18 protein-coding genes and 3 tRNA genes are annotated in these 19,302 nt (G+C 69.7%); 3 read left to right on the forward strand and 18 right to left on the reverse strand.

Annotated features, from left to right (window positions below; translation table 11 throughout):
- Positions 1–19: 19 nt before the first annotated feature.
- The 8 genes from rpoB to ACIQWR_RS31975 all read right to left on the reverse strand — a co-directional run bounded on the left by rpoB (position 20) and on the right by ACIQWR_RS31975 (position 8,503).
- The gene (gene rpoB, locus ACIQWR_RS31940) at positions 20–3,502 is read right to left on the reverse strand and encodes a DNA-directed RNA polymerase subunit beta (RefSeq protein WP_404016749.1); all 3,483 of its coding nucleotides are present in this window, start codon (positions 3,500–3,502) and stop codon (positions 20–22) included.
- 554 nt (positions 3,503–4,056) lie between these two features.
- Positions 4,057–4,437, reverse strand: a complete 381-nt coding sequence (gene rplL, locus ACIQWR_RS31945; protein ID WP_404016752.1) for a 50S ribosomal protein L7/L12 — start codon at positions 4,435–4,437, stop codon at positions 4,057–4,059.
- A 110-nt stretch (positions 4,438–4,547) separates the two neighbouring features.
- Positions 4,548–5,078 carry a 50S ribosomal protein L10 gene (gene rplJ, locus ACIQWR_RS31950; RefSeq protein WP_330332008.1) on the reverse strand — a complete coding sequence of 177 codons (531 nt, stop codon included), beginning with the start codon at positions 5,076–5,078 and terminating at the stop codon, positions 4,548–4,550.
- Between the two features lie 456 nt (positions 5,079–5,534).
- The gene (rplA, locus tag ACIQWR_RS31955; protein WP_404016755.1) at positions 5,535–6,263 is read right to left on the reverse strand and encodes a 50S ribosomal protein L1; all 729 of its coding nucleotides are present in this window, start codon (positions 6,261–6,263) and stop codon (positions 5,535–5,537) included.
- Between the two features lie 110 nt (positions 6,264–6,373).
- The gene (gene rplK / locus ACIQWR_RS31960; protein WP_283452383.1) at positions 6,374–6,808 is read right to left on the reverse strand and encodes a 50S ribosomal protein L11; all 435 of its coding nucleotides are present in this window, start codon (positions 6,806–6,808) and stop codon (positions 6,374–6,376) included.
- Positions 6,809–6,989: 181 nt separating this feature from the next.
- On the reverse strand, positions 6,990–7,958 hold the full coding sequence (gene nusG, locus ACIQWR_RS31965; protein WP_404016759.1) for a transcription termination/antitermination protein NusG: 969 nt from the start codon (positions 7,956–7,958) through the stop codon (positions 6,990–6,992).
- An 84-nt stretch (positions 7,959–8,042) separates the two neighbouring features.
- Complete coding sequence (gene secE / locus ACIQWR_RS31970; protein ID WP_351045363.1) at positions 8,043–8,324, reverse strand: preprotein translocase subunit SecE; 282 nt, start codon at positions 8,322–8,324, stop codon at positions 8,043–8,045.
- Between the two features lie 106 nt (positions 8,325–8,430).
- A tRNA-Trp gene (locus tag ACIQWR_RS31975) sits at positions 8,431–8,503 on the reverse strand.
- Between the two features lie 191 nt (positions 8,504–8,694).
- Here ACIQWR_RS31975 and ACIQWR_RS31980 point away from each other — a divergent pair.
- Together ACIQWR_RS31980 and ACIQWR_RS31985 are read left to right on the forward strand one after the other, a co-directional pair.
- Positions 8,695–9,921: a pyridoxal phosphate-dependent aminotransferase gene (locus ACIQWR_RS31980; RefSeq protein ID WP_404016762.1), complete on the forward strand. Its 1,227-nt coding sequence runs from the start codon at positions 8,695–8,697 to the stop codon at positions 9,919–9,921.
- A 383-nt stretch (positions 9,922–10,304) separates the two neighbouring features.
- Positions 10,305–11,324, forward strand: a complete 1,020-nt coding sequence (locus ACIQWR_RS31985) for an adenosine deaminase (protein WP_404016765.1) — start codon at positions 10,305–10,307, stop codon at positions 11,322–11,324.
- A 27-nt stretch (positions 11,325–11,351) separates the two neighbouring features.
- On the opposite strand, the gene ACIQWR_RS31990 is transcribed toward ACIQWR_RS31985, so the two are convergent.
- The 10 genes from ACIQWR_RS31990 to ACIQWR_RS32035 form a co-directional block, all read right to left on the reverse strand.
- A complete protein-coding gene (locus tag ACIQWR_RS31990; RefSeq protein ID WP_385786968.1) occupies positions 11,352–11,768 on the reverse strand; it encodes a hypothetical protein in 417 nt (138 codons plus the stop codon).
- A 16-nt stretch (positions 11,769–11,784) separates the two neighbouring features.
- Positions 11,785–12,840 carry a UDP-N-acetylmuramate dehydrogenase gene (locus tag ACIQWR_RS31995; RefSeq protein WP_404016767.1) on the reverse strand — a complete coding sequence of 352 codons (1,056 nt, stop codon included), beginning with the start codon at positions 12,838–12,840 and terminating at the stop codon, positions 11,785–11,787.
- Positions 12,841–12,919: 79 nt separating this feature from the next.
- Positions 12,920–13,318, reverse strand: a complete 399-nt coding sequence (locus ACIQWR_RS32000) for a DUF3291 domain-containing protein (RefSeq protein ID WP_404016770.1) — start codon at positions 13,316–13,318, stop codon at positions 12,920–12,922.
- A 63-nt stretch (positions 13,319–13,381) separates the two neighbouring features.
- Positions 13,382–14,872, reverse strand: a complete 1,491-nt coding sequence (locus ACIQWR_RS32005) for a DHA2 family efflux MFS transporter permease subunit (protein ID WP_404016773.1) — start codon at positions 14,870–14,872, stop codon at positions 13,382–13,384.
- A gap of 85 nt (positions 14,873–14,957) precedes the next feature.
- Positions 14,958–15,527 (reverse strand): TetR/AcrR family transcriptional regulator, encoded by a 570-nt coding sequence (locus ACIQWR_RS32010; RefSeq protein ID WP_404016775.1) that lies wholly within the window; start codon positions 15,525–15,527, stop codon positions 14,958–14,960.
- A gap of 481 nt (positions 15,528–16,008) precedes the next feature.
- Positions 16,009–16,437, reverse strand: a complete 429-nt coding sequence (locus tag ACIQWR_RS32015) for a MaoC family dehydratase (protein ID WP_404016778.1) — start codon at positions 16,435–16,437, stop codon at positions 16,009–16,011.
- Between the two features lies 1 nt (position 16,438).
- Positions 16,439–16,912: a MaoC family dehydratase N-terminal domain-containing protein gene (locus ACIQWR_RS32020; RefSeq protein ID WP_404016781.1), complete on the reverse strand. Its 474-nt coding sequence runs from the start codon at positions 16,910–16,912 to the stop codon at positions 16,439–16,441.
- 112 nt (positions 16,913–17,024) lie between these two features.
- Positions 17,025–17,189 (reverse strand): 50S ribosomal protein L33, encoded by a 165-nt coding sequence (gene rpmG / locus ACIQWR_RS32025; protein WP_006604855.1) that lies wholly within the window; start codon positions 17,187–17,189, stop codon positions 17,025–17,027.
- An 88-nt stretch (positions 17,190–17,277) separates the two neighbouring features.
- Positions 17,278–17,350, reverse strand: a tRNA-Met gene (locus tag ACIQWR_RS32030).
- A 53-nt stretch (positions 17,351–17,403) separates the two neighbouring features.
- A tRNA-Thr gene (locus tag ACIQWR_RS32035) sits at positions 17,404–17,476 on the reverse strand.
- 484 nt (positions 17,477–17,960) lie between these two features.
- Between ACIQWR_RS32035 and ACIQWR_RS32040 the strand changes: the two genes are divergently transcribed.
- On the forward strand, positions 17,961–19,250 hold the full coding sequence (locus tag ACIQWR_RS32040) for an amidohydrolase family protein (RefSeq protein WP_404016785.1): 1,290 nt from the start codon (positions 17,961–17,963) through the stop codon (positions 19,248–19,250).
- Positions 19,251–19,302: the final 52 nt, after the last annotated feature.

Consider the following 19,302-nt stretch of genomic DNA (forward strand, 5'->3'; position numbering starts at 1 on the left):
GAGCCCCCCGTCAGGCCCGTCAGACCTCTTCGACGCTGCTCGGCTCACGCCGGGACAGGTCGATACCGAGCTCCTCCGCCGCGCGGAAGACGTCCTCGTCGGTGTCGCGCATCTCGATGGACATGCCGTCCGAGGACAGCACCTCCACGTTGAGGCAGAGCGACTGCATTTCCTTGATGAGCACCTTGAAGGACTCGGGAATGCCCGGCTCGGGGATGTTCTCGCCCTTGACGATGGCCTCGTAGACCTTCACGCGGCCGGTCACGTCATCGGACTTGATGGTCAGCAGCTCCTGGAGGGCGTAAGCGGCGCCATAAGCCTCGAGCGCCCACACCTCCATCTCACCGAAGCGCTGGCCACCGAACTGCGCCTTACCACCCAGCGGCTGCTGCGTGATCATCGAGTACGGCCCGGTCGAACGGGCGTGGAGCTTGTCGTCGACCAGGTGGTGGAGCTTGAGGATGTACATGTAGCCGATCGAGACCGGCTCCGGGAACGGCTCGCCGGAGCGGCCGTCGAACAGGTGCGCCTTGCCGGTCGGGAGGACCAGACGGTCCCCGTCGCGGTTCGGGATCGTGTGCTCGAAGAGGCCGGAGATCTCGTCCTCGCGAGCACCGTCGAACACCGGGGTGGCGACGTTGGTGCCGGGCTCGACGCGGTCGGCGCCGATCACCTTCAGGCGCTCGGCCCACTCCTCGCCGAGGCCGGAGACGTCCCAGCCGCGGCTGGCGAGCCAGCCGAGGTGGATCTCCAGGACCTGTCCCGGGTTCATTCGGGACGGGACACCCAGCGGGTTCAGGATGATGTCGACCGGCGTGCCGTCCTCAAGGAAGGGCATGTCCTCGATCGGAAGGATCTTGGAGATGACACCCTTGTTGCCGTGGCGGCCGGCGAGCTTGTCACCATCGGTGATCTTGCGCTTCTGGGCCACGTAGACGCGGACCAGCTGGTTGACGCCCGGGGGAAGCTCGTCGCCCTCTTCGCGGTCGAAGACGCGGACGCCGATGACCTTGCCGATCTCACCGTGAGGAACCTTGAGCGAGGTGTCGCGCACCTCGCGGGCCTTCTCACCGAAGATCGCGCGGAGCAGACGCTCTTCCGGGGTCAGCTCGGTCTCGCCCTTGGGCGTGACCTTGCCGACCAGGATGTCGCCCGCGACGACGTCCGCACCGATGCGGATGATGCCGCGCTCGTCGAGGTCCGCGAGGACCTCCTCGGAGACGTTCGGGATGTCCCGGGTGATCTCCTCGGGGCCCAGCTTGGTGTCACGGGCGTCGACCTCGTGCTCCTCGATGTGGATCGAGGAGAGGACGTCGTCCTGCACGAGGCGCTGCGACAGGATGATCGCGTCCTCGTAGTTGTGACCTTCCCAGGGCATGAACGCCACGAGCAGGTTCTTGCCGAGGGCCATTTCGCCCTCTTCGGTCGCGGGACCGTCGGCGAGGACCTGGGACTCGATGATCCGGTCACCCTCGTTGACGATGACCTTCTGGTTGACCGAGGTGCCCTGGTTCGAGCGGGAGAACTTCGCGACGCGGTACGTGGTGTACGTGCCGTCGTCGTTGGCGACGGTGATGTAGTCGGCCGAGACCTCCTGGACGACACCGTCCTTCTCCGCACGGATCGAGTCACCGGCGTCGACCGCACAGCGGTACTCCATGCCGGTGCCGACGAGCGGCGCCTCCGCCTTGATGAGCGGAACGGCCTGGCGCATCATGTTCGCGCCCATGAGGGCACGGTTGGCGTCGTCGTGCTCCAGGAAGGGGATCATCGCGGTCGCGACGGACACCATCTGGCGCGGGGAGACGTCCATGTAGTCGACGTCGTCGCCGGCGATGTAGTCGATCTCGCCACCACGACGGCGGACCAGCACGCGGTTCTCGGTGAAGCGCATCTCGTCGTTCAGGCCGGCGTTGGCCTGGGCGATGACGAAGCGGTCTTCCTCGTCGGCCGTCAGGTAGTCGACGTCGTCGGTGACGACACCCTCGATGACCTTGCGGTACGGGGTCTCGACGAAACCGAACGCGTTGACGCGACCGTAGGACGCGAGCGAACCGATCAGACCGATGTTCGGGCCTTCAGGGGTTTCGATCGGGCACATGCGGCCGTAGTGCGACGGGTGAACGTCTCGGACCTCGAAGCCGGCCCGCTCGCGGGACAGACCACCGGGACCCAGCGCCGAGAGACGACGCTTGTGCGTCAGACCCGACAGCGGGTTGTTCTGGTCCATGAACTGCGACAGCTGGCTGGTGCCGAAGAACTCCTTGATGGAGGCGACGACCGGCCGGATGTTGATCAGGGTCTGCGGCGTGATCGCCTCGACGTCCTGGGTCGTCATGCGCTCGCGCACGACGCGCTCCATACGAGCCAGACCCGTGCGGACCTGGTTCTGGATGAGCTCGCCGACGTTGCGCAGACGACGGTTGCCGAAGTGGTCGATGTCGTCGGTCTCGACGACGATCGCCCGACCCGACTCGCCCACCGTCTCGGTCTCGCCGGCGTGCAGCTTGACCAGGTAACGGATGGTGGCGATGACGTCGTCCGTCGTCAGCACACCGGCGTCGAGGGGCTCGTCCGCGCCGAGCTTCTTGTTGACCTTGTAGCGACCGACCTTCGCGAGGTCGTAGCGCTTCGGGTTGAAGTAGAGGTTCTCGAGCAGCGTCTGCGCGGCCTCACGGGTCGGCGGTTCGCCCGGACGCAGCTTGCGGTAGATGTCGAGCAGCGCGTCGTCCTGGCCCTGGGTGTGGTCCTTCTCCAGGGTGGCGCGCATGGACTCGTACTCGCCGAACTCTTCCAGGATCTGCTCGGTGGTCCAACCGAGAGCCTTCAGGAGAACGGTGACGGACTGCTTGCGCTTGCGGTCGATGCGGACACCGACCATGTCGCGCTTGTCGACCTCCATCTCCAGCCAGGCACCCCGGGACGGGATGATCTTGGCGGAGAAGATGTCCTTGTCGGACGTCTTGTCGATGGAGGAGTCGAAGTAGACACCGGGGGAACGGACCAGCTGCGACACCACGACACGCTCGGTGCCGTTGATGACGAAGGTGCCCTTGTTCGTCATGAGCGGGAAATCGCCCATGAAGACCGTCTGGGACTTGATCTCACCGGTCTCGTTGTTGGTGAACTCGGCCGTGACGAACAGCGGCGCCGCGAAGGTGAAGTCGCGGTCCTTGCACTCGTCGACGGAGTTCTTCGCAGGCTCGAAGCGGTGGTCGCGGAAGGTCAGCGACATCGACCCGGAGAAGTCCTCGATCGGCGAGATCTCCTCGAAGATCTCTTCCAGACCGGACTTGGTGGGGACGTCCTGTCCGCTCTCCAGAGCCGACTCGACGCGAGACTTCCAGGCGGCGTTACCGAGCAGCCAGTCAAAGCTCTCGGTCTGCAGCGCCAGGAGGTTCGGAACCTCGAGAGGCTCCTTGATCTTTGCAAAGGAGATGCGCAGCGGGGCGGTGCTGGCACCGTTGTTCGTATTGGTCGAGGCGTTGCGCGAGGCGGCCAAGAGGGGGTCCTTCCGAGGGCTCGGACTCACTACGCGCGTACCGGTCCCAGCTGACACAGAAGAGGAACTTCCCCTATCCGGTCCAAAGGACCAGGTGAGGGTGCTCGATCAGGTGTGCTTCAGCGTAGGTATGCCCCTGGCGACGGGCAGGGGGCAGCTAACAGGCAGCGCAAAGGGTCAGTGTAGCCACTTGGCTCACTGATGTCCAGACCAGATTTCTGGAGTCCGGCAACAGGCCTTCCCCTTGTTGTTGAACGCTGCGGCGCTCGCACACAGAGCGCGTATCAGTACTGCCCTCTTTGTAACCGATCCATACCTCGGGATCCGGATCGGCCTCCTTCATGTGGCAACGGGACTGAGAATTGCGCGCCGCGTGCCGTTCGTCAAGGCCCCCTGCTCCGAGCGGATCATCACCGGGCCCTGTCTCGGAGCAACGATGATCACCCTACTCCCCAACGAGAGCAGGGCAAATCAGGCACTGCGGGTACGCCAAAGGGCGACCACCCTTACGGGTGATCGCCCCTTGGAGAGGCCCTGTGAGGGCCTCAGAGGTGTTACTTGACCTCGACCGAGGCGCCGGCGCCCTTGAGGGACTCGGCAGCCTTCTCAGCGGCCTCCTTGGCGACCTTCTCGAGGACGGGCTTCGGAGCGCCGTCGACGAGGTCCTTGGCCTCCTTCAGGCCGAGGGAGGTCAGCTCACGCACGACCTTGATGACCTGGATCTTCTTGTCACCGGCGGCGGTGAGGATGACGTCGAACTCGTCCTGCTCCTCGACCTCGGCGGGGGCGGCAGCGCCACCGGCCGGGGCAGCGGCGACGGCCGCGGCGGCGGTGACGTCGAACTTCTCCTCGAACGCCTTCACGAACTCGGAGAGCTCGATGAGGGTGAGCTCCTCGAACTGGGCGAGGAGTTCGTCCTGGGTGAGCTTCGCCATGATGGGCGATCCTTCCACTAAATCGGCAGGTGCCGGATGTATATAGAGGCGGGCGTGACGGCCCGCTTTGACCCACGCACTAGGCGGCGTGGGTCAGTGCGCGAGCCGAATTACTCGGCACCGCCCTGCTCGGCGAGCTTGACGCGAAGCGCTTCCGCAGTGCGGACGAACTTCGACGGCAGCGCCTGGAAGAGCGAGGCAGCCTGAGACTGCTTGCCCTTGAACGCGCCGGCCAGCTTGCTGAGCAGAACCTCGCGGGACTCGAGGTCCGCGAGCTTCTTGATCTCATCGGCGGTGAGCGCCTTACCATCAAGGACACCCGCCTTGATGATGAGGTTCGGGTTGTCCTTGGCGAAGTCACGCAGGCTCTTCGCCGACTCCACCGGGTCACCGGTGATGAAGGCGACCGCGGTCGGACCAGCAAAGTGCTCGTCCAGCGCGGTGATCCCGGCCTGGTTGGCCGCAATCTTGGTCAGCGTGTTCTTCACCACGGCGTACTGGGCGTTCTCACCGAGGGAACGACGCAGCGTCTTGAGCTGCGCCACGGTGAGGCCCCGGTACTCGGTCAGCACGGCGGCGTTCGAGTCGCGGAACTGGTCCGTGAGCTCGGCTACCGCGGCAGCCTTGTTGGGCGTCGGCATAGTGCTTCGGCCTCCTTCCGGGTGATGAGGACCGCTCAGAAGGGGCTAGACAAACAAAAACGCCCCGGCGCAGGCGCTCGGGGCACGGCTCGACCGGAACGAGTCCGGGAACTATCCACTGAACACCTGCGCAGGTCGTCCGCATCTAGCGAATCCTTCGGCCACCGTCCTCTTGCGAGCACGGCAACGACCAGCGGTCTTTGGCTTCTCCGGAAGCGTACGCGAACATCCCGCCCCGGAGCAAATCGTCCTTCAGCGCCCTCCCGCGCCCCGTGCGGGCCCCTGGCGGGCGCCGTACGGCCCCGGGCGCCCCGGCGGACCCGGGAGGCCGGGAAGCCCCGGCGAGGGCCGGCGAGGCTCCATGCGGCCGGGGAACGAAAACGGGCCCCCCACCTCCCGTGAGGGAGGCGGAGGGCCCGCCGAGATGCTGCCGGTGGGCCCGGGGGCCCTGCCGGATCAGACCGCGGCCGGGTCTTCCTCGACGAGGAGGTTCCGGGTGCGGTTCTGGTCCAGGATGATGCCGGGGCCCATCGTGGTGCTCAGGGCGGCCTTCTTGATGTAGCGGCCCTTCGCGGCGGACGGCTTCAGACGGAGGATCTCGTCCAGCGCGGCGCCGTAGTTCTCGACCAGCTGCTCATCGGTGAAGGAGACCTTGCCGATGATGAAGTGCAGGTTCGAGTGCTTGTCGACGCGGAACTCGATCTTGCCACCCTTGATCTCGGTGACAGCCTTGGCGACGTCCATGGTGACGGTGCCGGTCTTCGGGTTCGGCATGAGGCCACGGGGACCGAGCACGCGGCCGAGGCGGCCGACCTTGCCCATGAGGTCCGGGGTGGCGACAACGGCGTCGAACTCGTTGAGGCGGTTGCCCTTGGCGATCTCGTTGATCAGCTCGTCGTTGCCGACAATGTCGGCGCCGGCGGCTTCCGCGGCCGCTGCACGGTCACCGGTCGCGAAGACCAGGACCCGGGCGGTCTTGCCGGTGCCGTGCGGGAGGTTCACGGTGCCGCGGACCATCTGGTCGGCCTTGCGCGGGTCGACACCCAGGCGGAAGGCGACCTCGACGGTGCTGTCGAACTTGGTCGCGGAGGTCTCCTTGGCGAGACGGACGGCCTCGAGCGGGGCGTAGAGCTTTGCCCGGTCGACCTTGGCGTCCGCAGCGCGGAGAGTCTTGCTGCGCTTCACTTCTGCTCCTGTTTGCAGATAGCACCATGCGGCTTCCGCCGCGTGGCAGGTGTGGAGTCGTGGTGCGGACCAGCGCTGGTCCTACCACTGGGGGCGTGCGAGGGGCTGGATCAGCCCTCGACCGTGATGCCCATCGAACGAGCGGTGCCGGCGATGATCTTCTCGGCGGCCGCCAGGTCGTTGGCGTTCAGGTCGGGCATCTTCAGCGTGGCGATCTCGCGGACCTGGGCGCCGGTGAGCTTGGCGACCTTGGTCTTGTGCGGCTCGCCCGAGCCCTTCTCCACACCCGCGTGCTTGAGGATGAGGCGCGCGGCCGGGGGGGTCTTCGTCACGAAGGTGAAGGAGCGGTCGTCGTAGACCGTGATCTCCACCGGCACGACCATGCCACGCTGCGACTCGGTCGCGGCGTTGTAGGCCTTGCAGAACTCCATGATGTTGACGCCGTGCTGACCGAGCGCGGGGCCGACCGGCGGCGCCGGGTTGGCCGCACCGGCCTTGATCTGGAGCTTGATGAGCCCCGTGATCTTCTTCTTCTTGGGAGGCATTGCTCTCTCCGGGTCCTGTGAGAGTGTTTCGCCGCCAACCGGTCATCCGGATGGAGGCATACCGCACCACGATAACGGGTATCAGGGCGGGGCATAAAACCCAGCAGGTCAGACCACCCTTTTCGGGGCGATCTGACCTGGCGGGAAGCGTGTGTCAGAGGACTGACTCAGACCTGCTGGATCAGTTCTTCTGGATCTGGTCGAAGCTCAGCTCGACCGGGGTCTCGCGGCCGAAGATCTCGACGAGACCCTTGACCTTCTTCGAGTCCGGGTTGATCTCGTTGATGGTCGCCTGGAGCGTCGCGAACGGGCCGTCGGTGACGGTGACCGAGTCGCCGACCTCGAAGTCCAGGACCTCGATGGTGCGCTTGACGGCGGGCGCGGGCAGGCCGGCCTCTTCCGCGGCCAGCTTGGCGGCCTTCTCCTGCGCCTCGGGGGCGAGCATCTTGACGATCTCGTCGAGGGTCAGCGGGTACGGGTCGTAGGCGTTGCCCACGAAGCCGGTGACGCCGGGGGTGTTGCGGACGACGCCCCAGGACTCGTTCGTCAGATCCATGCGGACGAGAACGTAACCGGGCAGCTTGTTCTGCCGGACGTTCTTGCGCTCGCCGTTCTTGATCTGGACGATCTCTTCCTCGGGCACCTCGGCCGAGTAGATGAAGTCCTCGACGTTCAGCGAGACGGCGCGCTGTTCGAGGTTCGCCTTCACGCGCTTCTCGTAGCCCGCGTAGGTGTGGATGACGTACCACTCGCCGGGCAGGCTGCGGAGCTCGTCGCGCAGGGCCTGGATCGGGTCGACCGGCTCCGCGGGCTCTTCGTCCTCGGCCTCGGCGTCGGCCTCGTCGACCTCGGCGTCGTCCTCGGACTCTTCCTCGTCGGAAGCCTCGTCCTCGTCGGAAGCCTCGTCGGCCTCGTCCTCGACCGCGCTTTCGTCGACCTCGTCGGCCTCGTCGGCGTCGATCTGGGCGGCCTCGTCGGTCTCGTCGGCCTCTACGACGTGCACAGCAGCCTCTTCGGCGGCGACGCCGGCGTCGGCGTCCGCGATCTCGGCCTCGTCAGGGTTCGCAGCGTCCGCCGCCTCGACGATGTCGAGCGCGTCCTCGACGGACTCGACGGAGTCGGGGCTCGCGTTCAGGTTCGGGTCAGACACGGTGGCTGCTTCTTCCTGGATACAAAATGGGGTGGAACATGCGAAAACGGGCGGCACCCATCAAGGTGCCGCCCCCCGCGGGGACTAGCCGAAGACGAACTTGATGGCCGCGTTGAAGCCATAGTCAATCACGGTAACGAGACCGATCATGATGACCACGAACACGATCACCACGGTGGTGTAGGTGCTCAGCTGGTTGCGAGTCGGCCATACGACCTTGCGGAGTTCCGCGACGATCTGCCGGTAGAAGAGCGCGAGACGACCCAGAGGGCCCTTCTTGCCGCGCTTGCCGCCCTTTCGGGCCTTCTTCTCGCGGGTCTCGTCCTCGGCGTCAGGCATGTCGATGGAGCCCACGGCGTCCGTCACGTCTCTCACCTGAATCCGGGTCATGGCCGTGCCGCGCCCCGGTTGAGCCGCACGGCGGTGCATAGATGTAGGTACCTGCGCACACATCCGGCGAAGGAGTGTGGAGCAGGGCCGGAGGGACTCGAACCCCCAACCGCTGGTTTTGGAGACCAGTGCTCTACCAATTGAGCTACGACCCTTTGCGTCCCCCAACCTACCGCATCCGGACGAGTGCACGGAGTGCACGCGTTTTGGGGCGGTTGGTGAGGTCCAACGACAGGTGAGCATACGTGGTCGCGGCGCCGACGTCGAACAGACGCCGTCGGAGCTGCTCCGTCCGGTACCTGAAACGGTGTGCGGCGCCGGTTTGCAGTCTGGGACGATTGGCCGCATGACCTCTGCAACGCCTTCTTCCGAGCGCCGGGTGTCCGCCCGTATCGGCGCCATTTCCGAGTCCGCCACCCTCGCCGTCGACGCCAAGGCCAAGGCCCTCAAGGCCGCGGGCCGTCCGGTGATCGGCTTCGGCGCCGGTGAGCCCGACTTCCCGACCCCCGACTACATCGTCGAGGCGGCGGTCGAGGCCTGCCGCAACCCGAAGTACCACCGCTACACGCCGGCCGGCGGCCTGCCGGAGCTGAAGAAGGCCATCGCGGAGAAGACGCTGCGCGACTCGGGCTACGCCGTCGACCCGGCCCAGATCCTGGTGACCAACGGTGGCAAGCAGGCCATCTACGAGGCCTTCGCCGCGATCCTCGACCCGGGCGACGAGGTCATCGTCCCGGCCCCGTACTGGACCACCTACCCCGAGTCGATCCGCCTCGCGGGCGGTGTCCCCGTGGACGTCGTCGCCGACGAGACCACCGGCTACCGGGTCTCCGTGGAGCAGCTGGAAGCGGCGCGCACCGACCGTACGAAGGTCGTGCTCTTCGTCTCCCCGTCGAACCCGACCGGTTCCGTGTACTCCGAGGACGACGCCCGCGCCATCGGCGAGTGGGCCGCCGAGCACGGCCTGTGGGTCCTGACGGACGAGATCTACGAGCACCTGGTCTACGGCGACGCGAAGTTCACCTCGCTGCCGGTGCTGGTGCCCGCGCTCGCCGACCGCTGCATCGTCGTCAACGGCGTGGCCAAGACGTACGCCATGACCGGCTGGCGCGTCGGGTGGGTCGTGGGCCCCAAGGACGTCATCAAGGCCGCGACGAACCTCCAGTCGCACGCCACCTCCAACGTCTCCAACGTGGCGCAGGTGGCCGCGCTGGCCGCGGTGGCCGGGAACCTGGACGCCGTCGCGGAGATGCGCAAGGCCTTCGACCGCCGCCGCCAGACCATGGTCAAGATGCTGAACGAGATCGACGGCGTCTTCTGCCCGACCCCGGAGGGCGCGTTCTACGCGTACCCCTCGGTCAAGGAGCTGCTCGGCAAGGAGATCCGCGGTCAGCGCCCGCAGACCTCGGTCGAGCTGGCGGCCCTGATCCTGGACGAGGCCGAGGTCGCGGTCGTCCCGGGCGAGGCCTTCGGCACCCCGGGCTACCTGCGCCTGTCGTACGCCCTCGGTGACGAGGACCTGGTGGAGGGCGTGACCCGGATCCAGAACCTGCTGGCCGAGGCCAAGGCCTAGGCCTAGAGCGGCCGGCAGCCAGGTCCGAGCGGCGGTTCCCCTCGGGGGAGCCGCCGCTCGGGCGTTTCCCGCCCGGACCCGGTGCTGCCGCTGCGCGGGACTTGTCCCCTACCCGCCCTTCGCCCGTTCCCGGGGCTCTGCCCGGACCCGCGCCTCAAACGCCGGCGAGGCTGGATTTCCAGCCTCGCCGGGGCGGAAAGATCAGCCCCGTCCAGGGGCACTTTCAGCCTCGCCGGCGTTTGAGGCGCGGGGTCCGGGGCGGAGCCCCGGGGGGCCCGCGCAGCGGTACCCGCGCCCCCACCGGCCCCGCGCGCGCGTTCGGGCAAGCCCCCGATCGGTAAAACCCCCTCCCGCCGAGCGCCGCGGTACGGCAGGATCACCGGATGGAGCACGTACGCGATCTCACGCTTCTGCCGAAAGCCCACCTCCACCTGCACTTCACGGGGTCCATGCGCCCGTCGACCCTGCTGGAGCTGGCCGACAAGTACGGCGTGCGGCTGCCCGACGCGCTGACCGGCGGAGAGCCACCCAAGCTGCGGGCCACCGACGAGCGCGGCTGGTTCCGTTTCCAGCGGCTCTACGACGCCGCCCGCTCCTGCCTGCGCGAGCCCGACGACATCCGGCGCCTGGTGCGCGAGGCCGCGGAGGAGGACGTCCGGGACGGCAGCGGGTGGCTGGAGATCCAGGTGGATCCCACCTCCTACGCCCCGCTCCTCGGCGGGATGATCCCGGCCGTGGAGATCATCCTGGACGCCGTGGACGCCGCCTCCCGCGAGACCGGCCTCGGCATGCGCGTGGTCATCGCCGCGAACCGCATGAAGCACCCGCTGGACGCCCGCACCCTGGCCCGGCTCGCCGTCCGCTACGCCGACCGCGGCATCGTCGGCTTCGGGCTCTCCAACGACGAGCGCCGCGGCATGGCCCGCGACTTCGACCGGGCCTTCGCCATCGCCCGGGAGGGCGGTCTGCTCGCGGCCCCGCACGGCGGCGAGCTGAGCGGTCCCTCCTCCGTCCGGGACTGCCTGGACGACCTGCGCGCCGCCCGCATCGGCCACGGCGTCCGGGCCGCCGAGGACCCGCGGCTGCTCCAGCGACTGGCGGACCGCCAGATCACCTGCGAGGTGTGTCCGGCGTCCAACGTGGCGCTGGGGGTCTACGAGCGCCACGAGGACGTTCCGCTGCGGACCCTCTTCGAGGCCGGGGTGCCGATGGCCTTGGGCGCCGACGACCCGCTGCTCTTCGGCTCGCGGTTGGCGGCGCAGTACGAGATCGCCCGCCGCCACCACGCCTTCACGGACCAGGAGCTGGCCGAGCTGGCCCGCCAGTCGGTGCGCGGTTCGGCCGCGCCCGAGGACGTGCAGGCCAAGCTGCTGGCCGGGATCGACCACTGGCTGACCGGGTGAGCGCCGGGTGGGCGTCGGGGGCGGAGGTCATCGGGTGAGGCGCAGGTCGCCTTCCCAGCAGTCGGCCCGCACCCGGTAGCCGTCGGTGAAGCCGATCTCCAGGTGGGTGCGGCCCTGCTCGGGCACGGCGAACTCGGCCACGGTCGCCACGGTGTCGCCGAGGTGGCGCAGGAAGGGGTGGTCGCCGAGGTCGTCGCCGACTTCGATGCGGCCCCACTCCCCCATGTCGTACGGCTCGTGCGGCCGGGCCGACTCGACGATGAGGCACCAGTCGGAGCCGGTGGTGATCCGGGTGCAGTCGCCCTCGCTGTCGATCAGCCAGACGTCGAGCGGGGCCTCGGAGCGTTCGCCCTCGTAGACGTGCCAGGACGCGACGACGCTGCTGATCGCGCGCCCCACGAGCCGGGTGGGGTCGGTACCGGCCCCGTGCAGGGGACAGAGCATGGGCGGCCGGGGCTCCTCAGATGCTGACGCCGACCGTCACCGGTTCGTTGACCAGGGTGACGCCGAAGGCAGCGTGGACGCCCGCGACGACCTCGCGGGCCAGGGCGAGCAGGTCCTCGGTGGTGGCTCCACCGCGGTTGGTGAGCGCGAGGGTGTGCTTGGTGGAGATGCGGGCGGGGCCGGTGCCGTAGCCCTTGGTGAAGCCCGCCTTGTCGATCAGCCAGGCCGCGCTGGTCTTCGTACCGCCGCCGGCGGCCGGGTAGGCGGGCGGGGCGGTGTCGGGGCCGAGCCGGTCGTGGACGCGGGCGAGGAAGTCGGCGTAGGCCTCCTCGGTCAGGACCGGGTTGGTGAAGAAGGACCCGGCCGACCAGGTGTCGTGGTCCGCGGGGTCGAGCACCATGCCCTTGCCGGCGCGCAGCCGCAGGACGGTCTCGCGGGCGGTGGCGGCCGGGACCCGGTCGCCCGCCTCGACGCCGAGGGCGCGGGCGGTCTCCGGGTACTTGATCGGCGCGGAGAGCCCGCCGGCGGCCTCCAGGGCGAAGCGGACGCGCAGGACGACGTAGCGCTCCGGGTGCTCCTTGAAGGTGCTGTGCCGGTAGGAGAACGCGCACTCGGCGTTGGAGAGGGTGACCGTCTCGCCGAGGGCGCGGTCGTAGGCGACGACCTCGGTGATGGTGCTGGAGACCTCCTGGCCGTACGCCCCGACGTTCTGGACCGGGGTGGCACCGGCGGAGCCGGGGATTCCGGCGAGGCATTCGATGCCCGCGAGGCCGGCTTCGACGGTGCGGGCGACGGCGTCGCTCCAGTTCTCGCCGGCCGCGAGTTCGAGGGTGGTGCCGTCGAGGGCGAAGCCGGTGGTCGCGATGCGCAGGGCGGTGCCGTCGAAGCCCTGGTCGCCGATGACCAGGTTGCTGCCGCCGCCGATGAGGAGGAGCGGCGTACCGCTCTCGTCGGCCGCGCGCACGGCGGCGGTGACCTCGGCGTCGGTGGTCGCGGTGACCAGCCGGGTCGCCGGGCCGCCGAGGCGGAAGGTGGTCAGCGGGGCGAGGGGGGCATCGTGGAGTTCCTGCACGTGGACAAGAGTACGGTCCGCGTCCCCCTGTCGATGCGGGGCCACGGACCGTACGCGCTCTGGTCGGGTGGGATGGGACTCAGTGGTTCCGCTTCTCCTCGGCGAGCCGGCGCTCGGCCTCGGCCCAGGAGATCGGGAGCTCGCTCGCCCGAACGGTCCAGAAGGTGAAGGCGGCTTCCTTGGTGTAGGCGCTCGCCGCCCGGGCGCTGGAGCGGTGCGGCTCGCTGCCGGCGAAGCGGTAGAGCGCGCCGCGGTCCTCCCAGGCGGAGAGGGTGAGGAAGGTGCGTCGGAAGGTCCGGGCCCGCAGGGCGGCGCCGTGGGCGCCGGGTGCCTTGCGGATCTGCCCGATGATGCGGGGGGCCTTGAGGAAGAACCGGAAGGCCCCGGTGAGGGTGGCGGTCTCGAAGCGGGAGGCCATGACGTAGACCTCGGCGTCGGGCTCCGCCCGGTGGGGCGTGGACCAGGGGATGTCGGGCACGGCGGCCACTCCTTCGGTGGATCCGGGGCGGGGGCGGGGTGGGGCGGGGTGGGCTGGGGCGGGTCAGTGGGTCGACACCTTCTCGGGCGCGGCGGCGGCGCCCCCGGCCCGGTCGGCCGCCGGGGCCACGACGGGCGACGGCCCCGACTGCTGCGGCTGCTTGGCCTTGCGGGGCAGCAGCAGGGCCAGCAGGGCGGCCAGCGCGACGGCGCTCGCGCCGATCCACAGGGCCGGGACGGTGCCGTCGGTGAAAGTCTGGGGCGTCTCGTAGCCGCCCTGGGAAGCGAAGACCGAGGCCAGGACCGCGACGCCGAGGGCGCCGCCCAGCTCGCGCAGGGCGCTGTTGGCTCCGGAGGCCCTGCCCTGGTCGGCGACGCTCACCGTGGACATCAGGACGTTGGAGGCGGGGGCGAAGTACAGGGCCATGCCGATGCCGCTGAGGATCAGCGCGGGCAGCTGGGCGGCGTACGTCACGTCGGCGGCGAGCACCGCGGCGAACCAGCCGAGCCCGAGCGCCTGGAAGGCGAGGCCCGCGGCGACGACCGGGCGGCCGCCGATCCGGTCGGAGAGGATTCCGGCGATCGGGGCGACGATCATCGGCATCCCGGTCCAGGGCAGCATGCGCAGGCCCGCCTCGGTGGGCGAGTAGCCGGCGGCGCCCTGGAGGAACTGGCTGAGCAGGAAGATCGAGCCGAACATCCCGAGGAACATCAGCAGGCTGGCCAGGTTGATCCCGAGGAAGCCGCGGTCGCGGAAGAGCCGCATCGGGAGCATCGCGTGGGGGTTGCCGGAGCCGTGGTAGACGAAGCCGGCGACGAGCAGGACGCCGACGATCAGGCCGGTCAGGACCAGGGGGCTGGTCCAGCCGTCGGCGTTGGCGTTGACCAGGGCGTAGACGATGCCGAAGAGGCCGGCGCTGATCAGCAGGGTGCCGGGGATGTCCAGGCGGGAGCCAGGCGCGGTGGACTCGGCCAGGCGCAGCCGGGCGAGGGGGATCAGGGCGAGGCCGATCGGCACGTTCAGCCAGAAGATCCACTGCCAGGAGATGTGCTCGGTGAGGCTGCCGCCGATGAGCGGACCACTGGCCACCGCGAGGCCGGTGACGGCTCCGTAGATGCCGAGGGCCATGCCGCGGCGGGCGGCCGGGACGGCGGCGGTGAGCAGGGTGAGCGTGAGCGGCATCATGACCGCGGCGCCGATGCCCTGGATGGCGCGGGCGGCGATGAGGGCGTCGATGCCGGGCGAGAGGGCGGCCGCGGCGGACGCGCCGGTGAAGACGGTGAGGCCGGCGATGAAGAGCTTGCGGCGGCCGAACCGGTCGCCGAGGGCGGAGCCGAACATCAGCAGGACGGCGAAGGTGAGGGTGTAGGCGTTCACCGTCCATTCGAGGTCCTCCAGCGCGCCGCCGAGATCCGTGCGGATGGCGGGGAGGGCGGTGGTGACGACCAGGTTGTCGAGGGCGGCCATGAAGCTGGCGACGCCGGTGAGGACGAGGGCCCAGACGGCGGGGCCGCGCAGCCGGGTGTCGGTGGCGGGCTGGACTGGAGTGTTCACGGTTCCCCCTGGAACGTTAGTTATCAATTACTAACTTTCGTGCCCAAAAAAAGGGAGATGCACGGGAACGCGCACCTCCCGACCCTCACGCCTCGGGGCGCTCCGGGCGGGTCCGGGACGGGTAGCACCCTTCCCAGACCCGGTGGCCGGGCGGAAATCCCATGGCGGCCAGGGTGTTGATCAACATCCCGCAGGCCATGAACTCCGTGACCCCGCCGGGGCCGTCGCCGAGGGCCGCCTCGACGGTCTCCCAGAGCTCCATCCAGCCGCTGCGGACCATCTCGCCGAAGGCGGGCTCCCCGGCCGCCTCGGCGGCGGCGACGGTGACGTAGAGCTGGAGCTGCATCTGGAGCTTGTCGGGGTGCTCCGCGATCAGCCGCATGTAGGCCGTGGCCATCGAGTCGAGGGCTTCCTCGCCCTCCAGCCCCTTGGCGGACTCCTCGAAGACGGCGCGGATGTCCTGCACGCAGCGGGCGGCCGCGGCGAGGAAGATGGCCTGCTTGTTGGGGAAGAGGCGGAAGAGGTAGGGCTGGGAGACACCGACGCGCTTGGCGATCGCCTCGGTGGAGGTCCCGTAGTAACCACCGCGGGCGAATTCGTGCATCGCCGCGCGAATGACGCTCTCGCGCCGCTCGTCTGCGCTCATCCTGGCCATGCCCCTAAGTTAGTGGCCAATCACTAACTAAGTCAACCGCCAGAACCCCCACACACACGACCACCGAGGGCCGCCCCCGCGAACAGGGCCGGCAGAACGCCCGGGACGGCACGGCGGGCGACGCCAGCCGGTGCCCCCAACCCGAGCAGACAGGCAGGGCCCATCGGAGACCCGGGGGTGTCCCCGCAACCCGAGCAGGCGGGCCAATCGGATGCCCGGGCGGTGTGGCGCGGGCGCCGGGGGGTGTCCCCGCAGGTCGAGCAGAACACCACCGCCCACCCACTCCGACCCGCCCAGTTCTGCGAGCCGAGGAGACACCCCCCGGCGCCCGCGCCACACCGCCCACCACCCCGACCCGGCCAGTCCGAAACCAGCCCGAGGCCGGGGCAGGGCCGGGGCCGGGGCAGGGCCGGGGCAGGGGCAGGGCAGGGGCCGGGGCAGGGCAGGGCCAGGCCAAGGGGCCAAGGCAGGCCCCGGCCCATCAGGCCAGCTGGACCACCGCGCGGGACATGCCCAGAACCTTCAGCCCGGCACTGGTGGCCGTCAGGTCCACCCGCACCCGGTTCTCGTCCAGCTTCGCCGCGACCTTGGCCGTGACCTCGATCACCGCACCCAGATCATCGTTCGGCACCACGACCGGCTTGGTGAACCGCACCCCGTACTCGACCACCGCACCCGGGTCGCCCACCCAGTCCGTGACCACCCGGATCGCCTCGGCCATGGTGAACATGCCGTGCGCGATCACGTCCGGCAGCCCGACCTCCTTGGCGAACTTCTCGTTCCAGTGGATCGGGTTGAAGTCACCCGACGCCCCCGCGTAGCGGACCAGGGTGGCCCGCCGCACCGGGAAGCTCCCGGCCGGCAGCTCGGTGCCGACCTCCACGTCCGCGTACTGGATCCGCGCAGCCATGTCAGACCTCCTCAGTGACGGCGGCCGGTTCGGCGGGCGCCCGGGACACGAGCTTCGTCCAGGCCGTCACCACGTGCTCGCCGGTCTCGTCGTGGACCTCACCGCGGATGTCGATGATGTCGTTGCCCGCGAGGGACTTCACGGCCTCGATGGTGGACGTCACCAGCAGCCGGTCACCCGCCCGGACGGGCCGGGTGTAGGCGAACTTCTGGTCGCCGTGCACCACGCGGCTGTAGTCCAGGCCGAGCTGCGGGTCCTCGATGACCTGACCGGCCGCCTTGAACGTGATGGCGAACACAAAGGTCGGAGGCGCGATCACGTCCAGGTGACCCAGCGCCTTGGCCGCTTCGGGGTCGGTGTAGGCGGGATTGGCGTCGCCCACCGCCTCCGCGAATTCGCGGATCTTCTCCCGGCCGACCTCGTACGGATCGGTGGGCGGGTAGCTCCGCCCCACGAAGGACTGGTCGAGCGCCATGGCTCACTACCTCCTGTGTTGGATACGAAAGGACATGCAGAAACGACACAAGGCCGCCCCCCTTGCAGGGGACGACCTTATGACGGAGCCTGTATTCGAGAAACCGCTGGGGTCAGCGGGTCTCGCGGTGCGCGGTGTGCGAGTTGCAGCGCGGGCAGTGCTTCTTCATCTCAAGACGGTCCGGGTCATTACGCCGGTTCTTCTTGGTGATGTAGTTCCGCTCCTTGCACTCCACGCAGGCCAGCGTGATCTTCGGGCGGACGTCGGTGGCAGCCACGTGAGTGCTCCTTGACGGAAAATAGGACGGATGAACGCATACAAGAGTAGCCGACCGGGAGACCGACCCCGCAATCGGCTACTGTGTGTAGCGGCGACCGGACTTGAACCGGTGACACAGCGATTATGAGCCGCTTGCTCTACCGACTGAGCTACGCCGCTTTGGTGTTGATTGCTCCCCCACCCTAAAGCAGGTGGAGGGACTTTCTCACCAGAGCCCCAATGCGGAATCGAACCGCAGACCTTCTCCTTACCATGGAGACGCTCTACCGACTGAGCTATTGGGGCGAGCGATGAAGACATTACACGGTTGCCCGCCGATCGCCCAAATCCTTTGCGGCAGCTGGCCTCCGGCCGTGATCCAGAACTCGGATCGGGCCGGCCCGGAAGCCTGATCGGGGCCGGATCACCCCGGCCCCGCCGATCGAACCCGGCTCCGCCAGAGCCATTCCAGCCTCGCCCGGGGGCCCCTCCAGCGGTAGCTGGGGGAGTTCGAGGCGCGGGTCCGGGTGGAGCCCGGGGCGGCCCGCCAGGGCCGTTGTCCCCTGCGGGGCTCCTGGGGCTCCGCCCCAGACCCCGCGCCTCAAACGCCGGCGGGGCTGAAACTTCCGCACCCGCACCCGCAGGGAAGGGCACCACACCGGTACGACTATTGCGCCCTTCCCCGAAGCGGACGGCACCGCACCCTAGGCTCTGAACACGCTGCGTGATCTTGGGCCGCGGGCCGCGGCCACGGGGGCCCAGGAACCGCCCGAGCCCCCGCAGGAGCGCGATGCCCGACAGCCAGCCGCCGCAGCCGTCCCATTCCCCGCGCGGCGGCCGCGACGAGGGCGGCGGCCAGGGCCCCGCTCCCACCCCCGCCGACACCACCACCCTGCTGCTGGCCGGCGCCCGCCTCCTCGACGGGCGCACGGTCGACGTGCGGCTCGGCGGCGGTCGCATCCAGGCCGTCGCCGCCGCCGGGAGCCTGCACTCCCCCACCTCCTCGCGGGTCGACCTGACCGGCCACCTCCTGCTCCCCGCCCCCGCCGAACCACACGCCCACGGGGACACCGCGCTCACCGCCGACGGCGAAGGGCCCGTGTCCCACACGGCCGACGAGGTCCAGCGCCGGGCCACCGAGGCGGCGCTGCTCCAGCTCGGCCACGGCGCCACCGCCATCCGCTCGCACGTCCGCATCGCCGACGCGCACGGCCTCGGCCCGATGGAGGCGGTGCTCCAGGCCCGCCGCTCGCTGCGCGGGCTCGCCGACCTCACGGCGGTCGCCGTGCCCCGCCGACTGACCGGGATCGCGGGGGCCGAGGGGCGGGCGATGCTGCGCGACGCGCTCAAGATGGGCGCGGCCGTCGTCGGCGGCTGCCCGGACCTCGACCCGGACCCGACCGGCTTCGTCGAGGCCGTCCTGGAGCTGGCCGGCGAGCACGGCTGCCCGGTGGACCTGCACACGGACGGTGACGATCCCGCCCGCCTCGCCCGGCTCGCGGCCATGGCCGGCGGGCTGCGCCCCGGCGTCACCATCGGCCCCTGCGGCGGCCTCTCCCGGCTCCCCCTGGACGTGGCCGCCCGCGCCGCCGACCAACTGGCCGCGGCGGGCGTACGGGTCACCTGCCTGCCCCAGGGGGATTGCGCGGCCCTGGAGCGGCGCGGGCTGCGCACGGCGCCCGTACGGCTGCTGCGGGCGGCCGGGGTGCGGGTCGCGGCGGGCAGCGGGGCCCTGCGGGACGCCGGGAACCCGGTCGGTCGCGGGGACCCCCTGGAGGCCGCGTACCTGCTCGCCTCGCAGGGCGGGTTGCGGGCGGCGGAGGCCTACCACGCGGTGAGCACGGCGGCCCGGGAGGCGATGGGCCTGCCGGAGGTCCGGGTGGAGGCCGGGTTCCCGGCGGAGCTGCTCGCCGTGCGCGGCGAGCGGATCGCGGCGGTGCTGTCCCTCGCCTACAGCCGGATCGTGATCCACCGCGGGCGGGTGGTGGCCCGTACCAGCGCCGTGCGCGAGTACTGCGACTCGGCGGTCGCGGTCGCCCTCGACCTGCCCCGACAGGGCCGTACGGAGCCCGGCCCCTGAGCGTCGGCGCCGACTTCGGGCGCGGGGGCGCGCGCGTCGACGTACGGTCGAC

Source organism: Streptomyces sp. NPDC098789 (genome assembly GCF_044759975.1).
Lineage (GTDB): Bacteria > Actinomycetota > Actinomycetes > Streptomycetales > Streptomycetaceae > Streptomyces.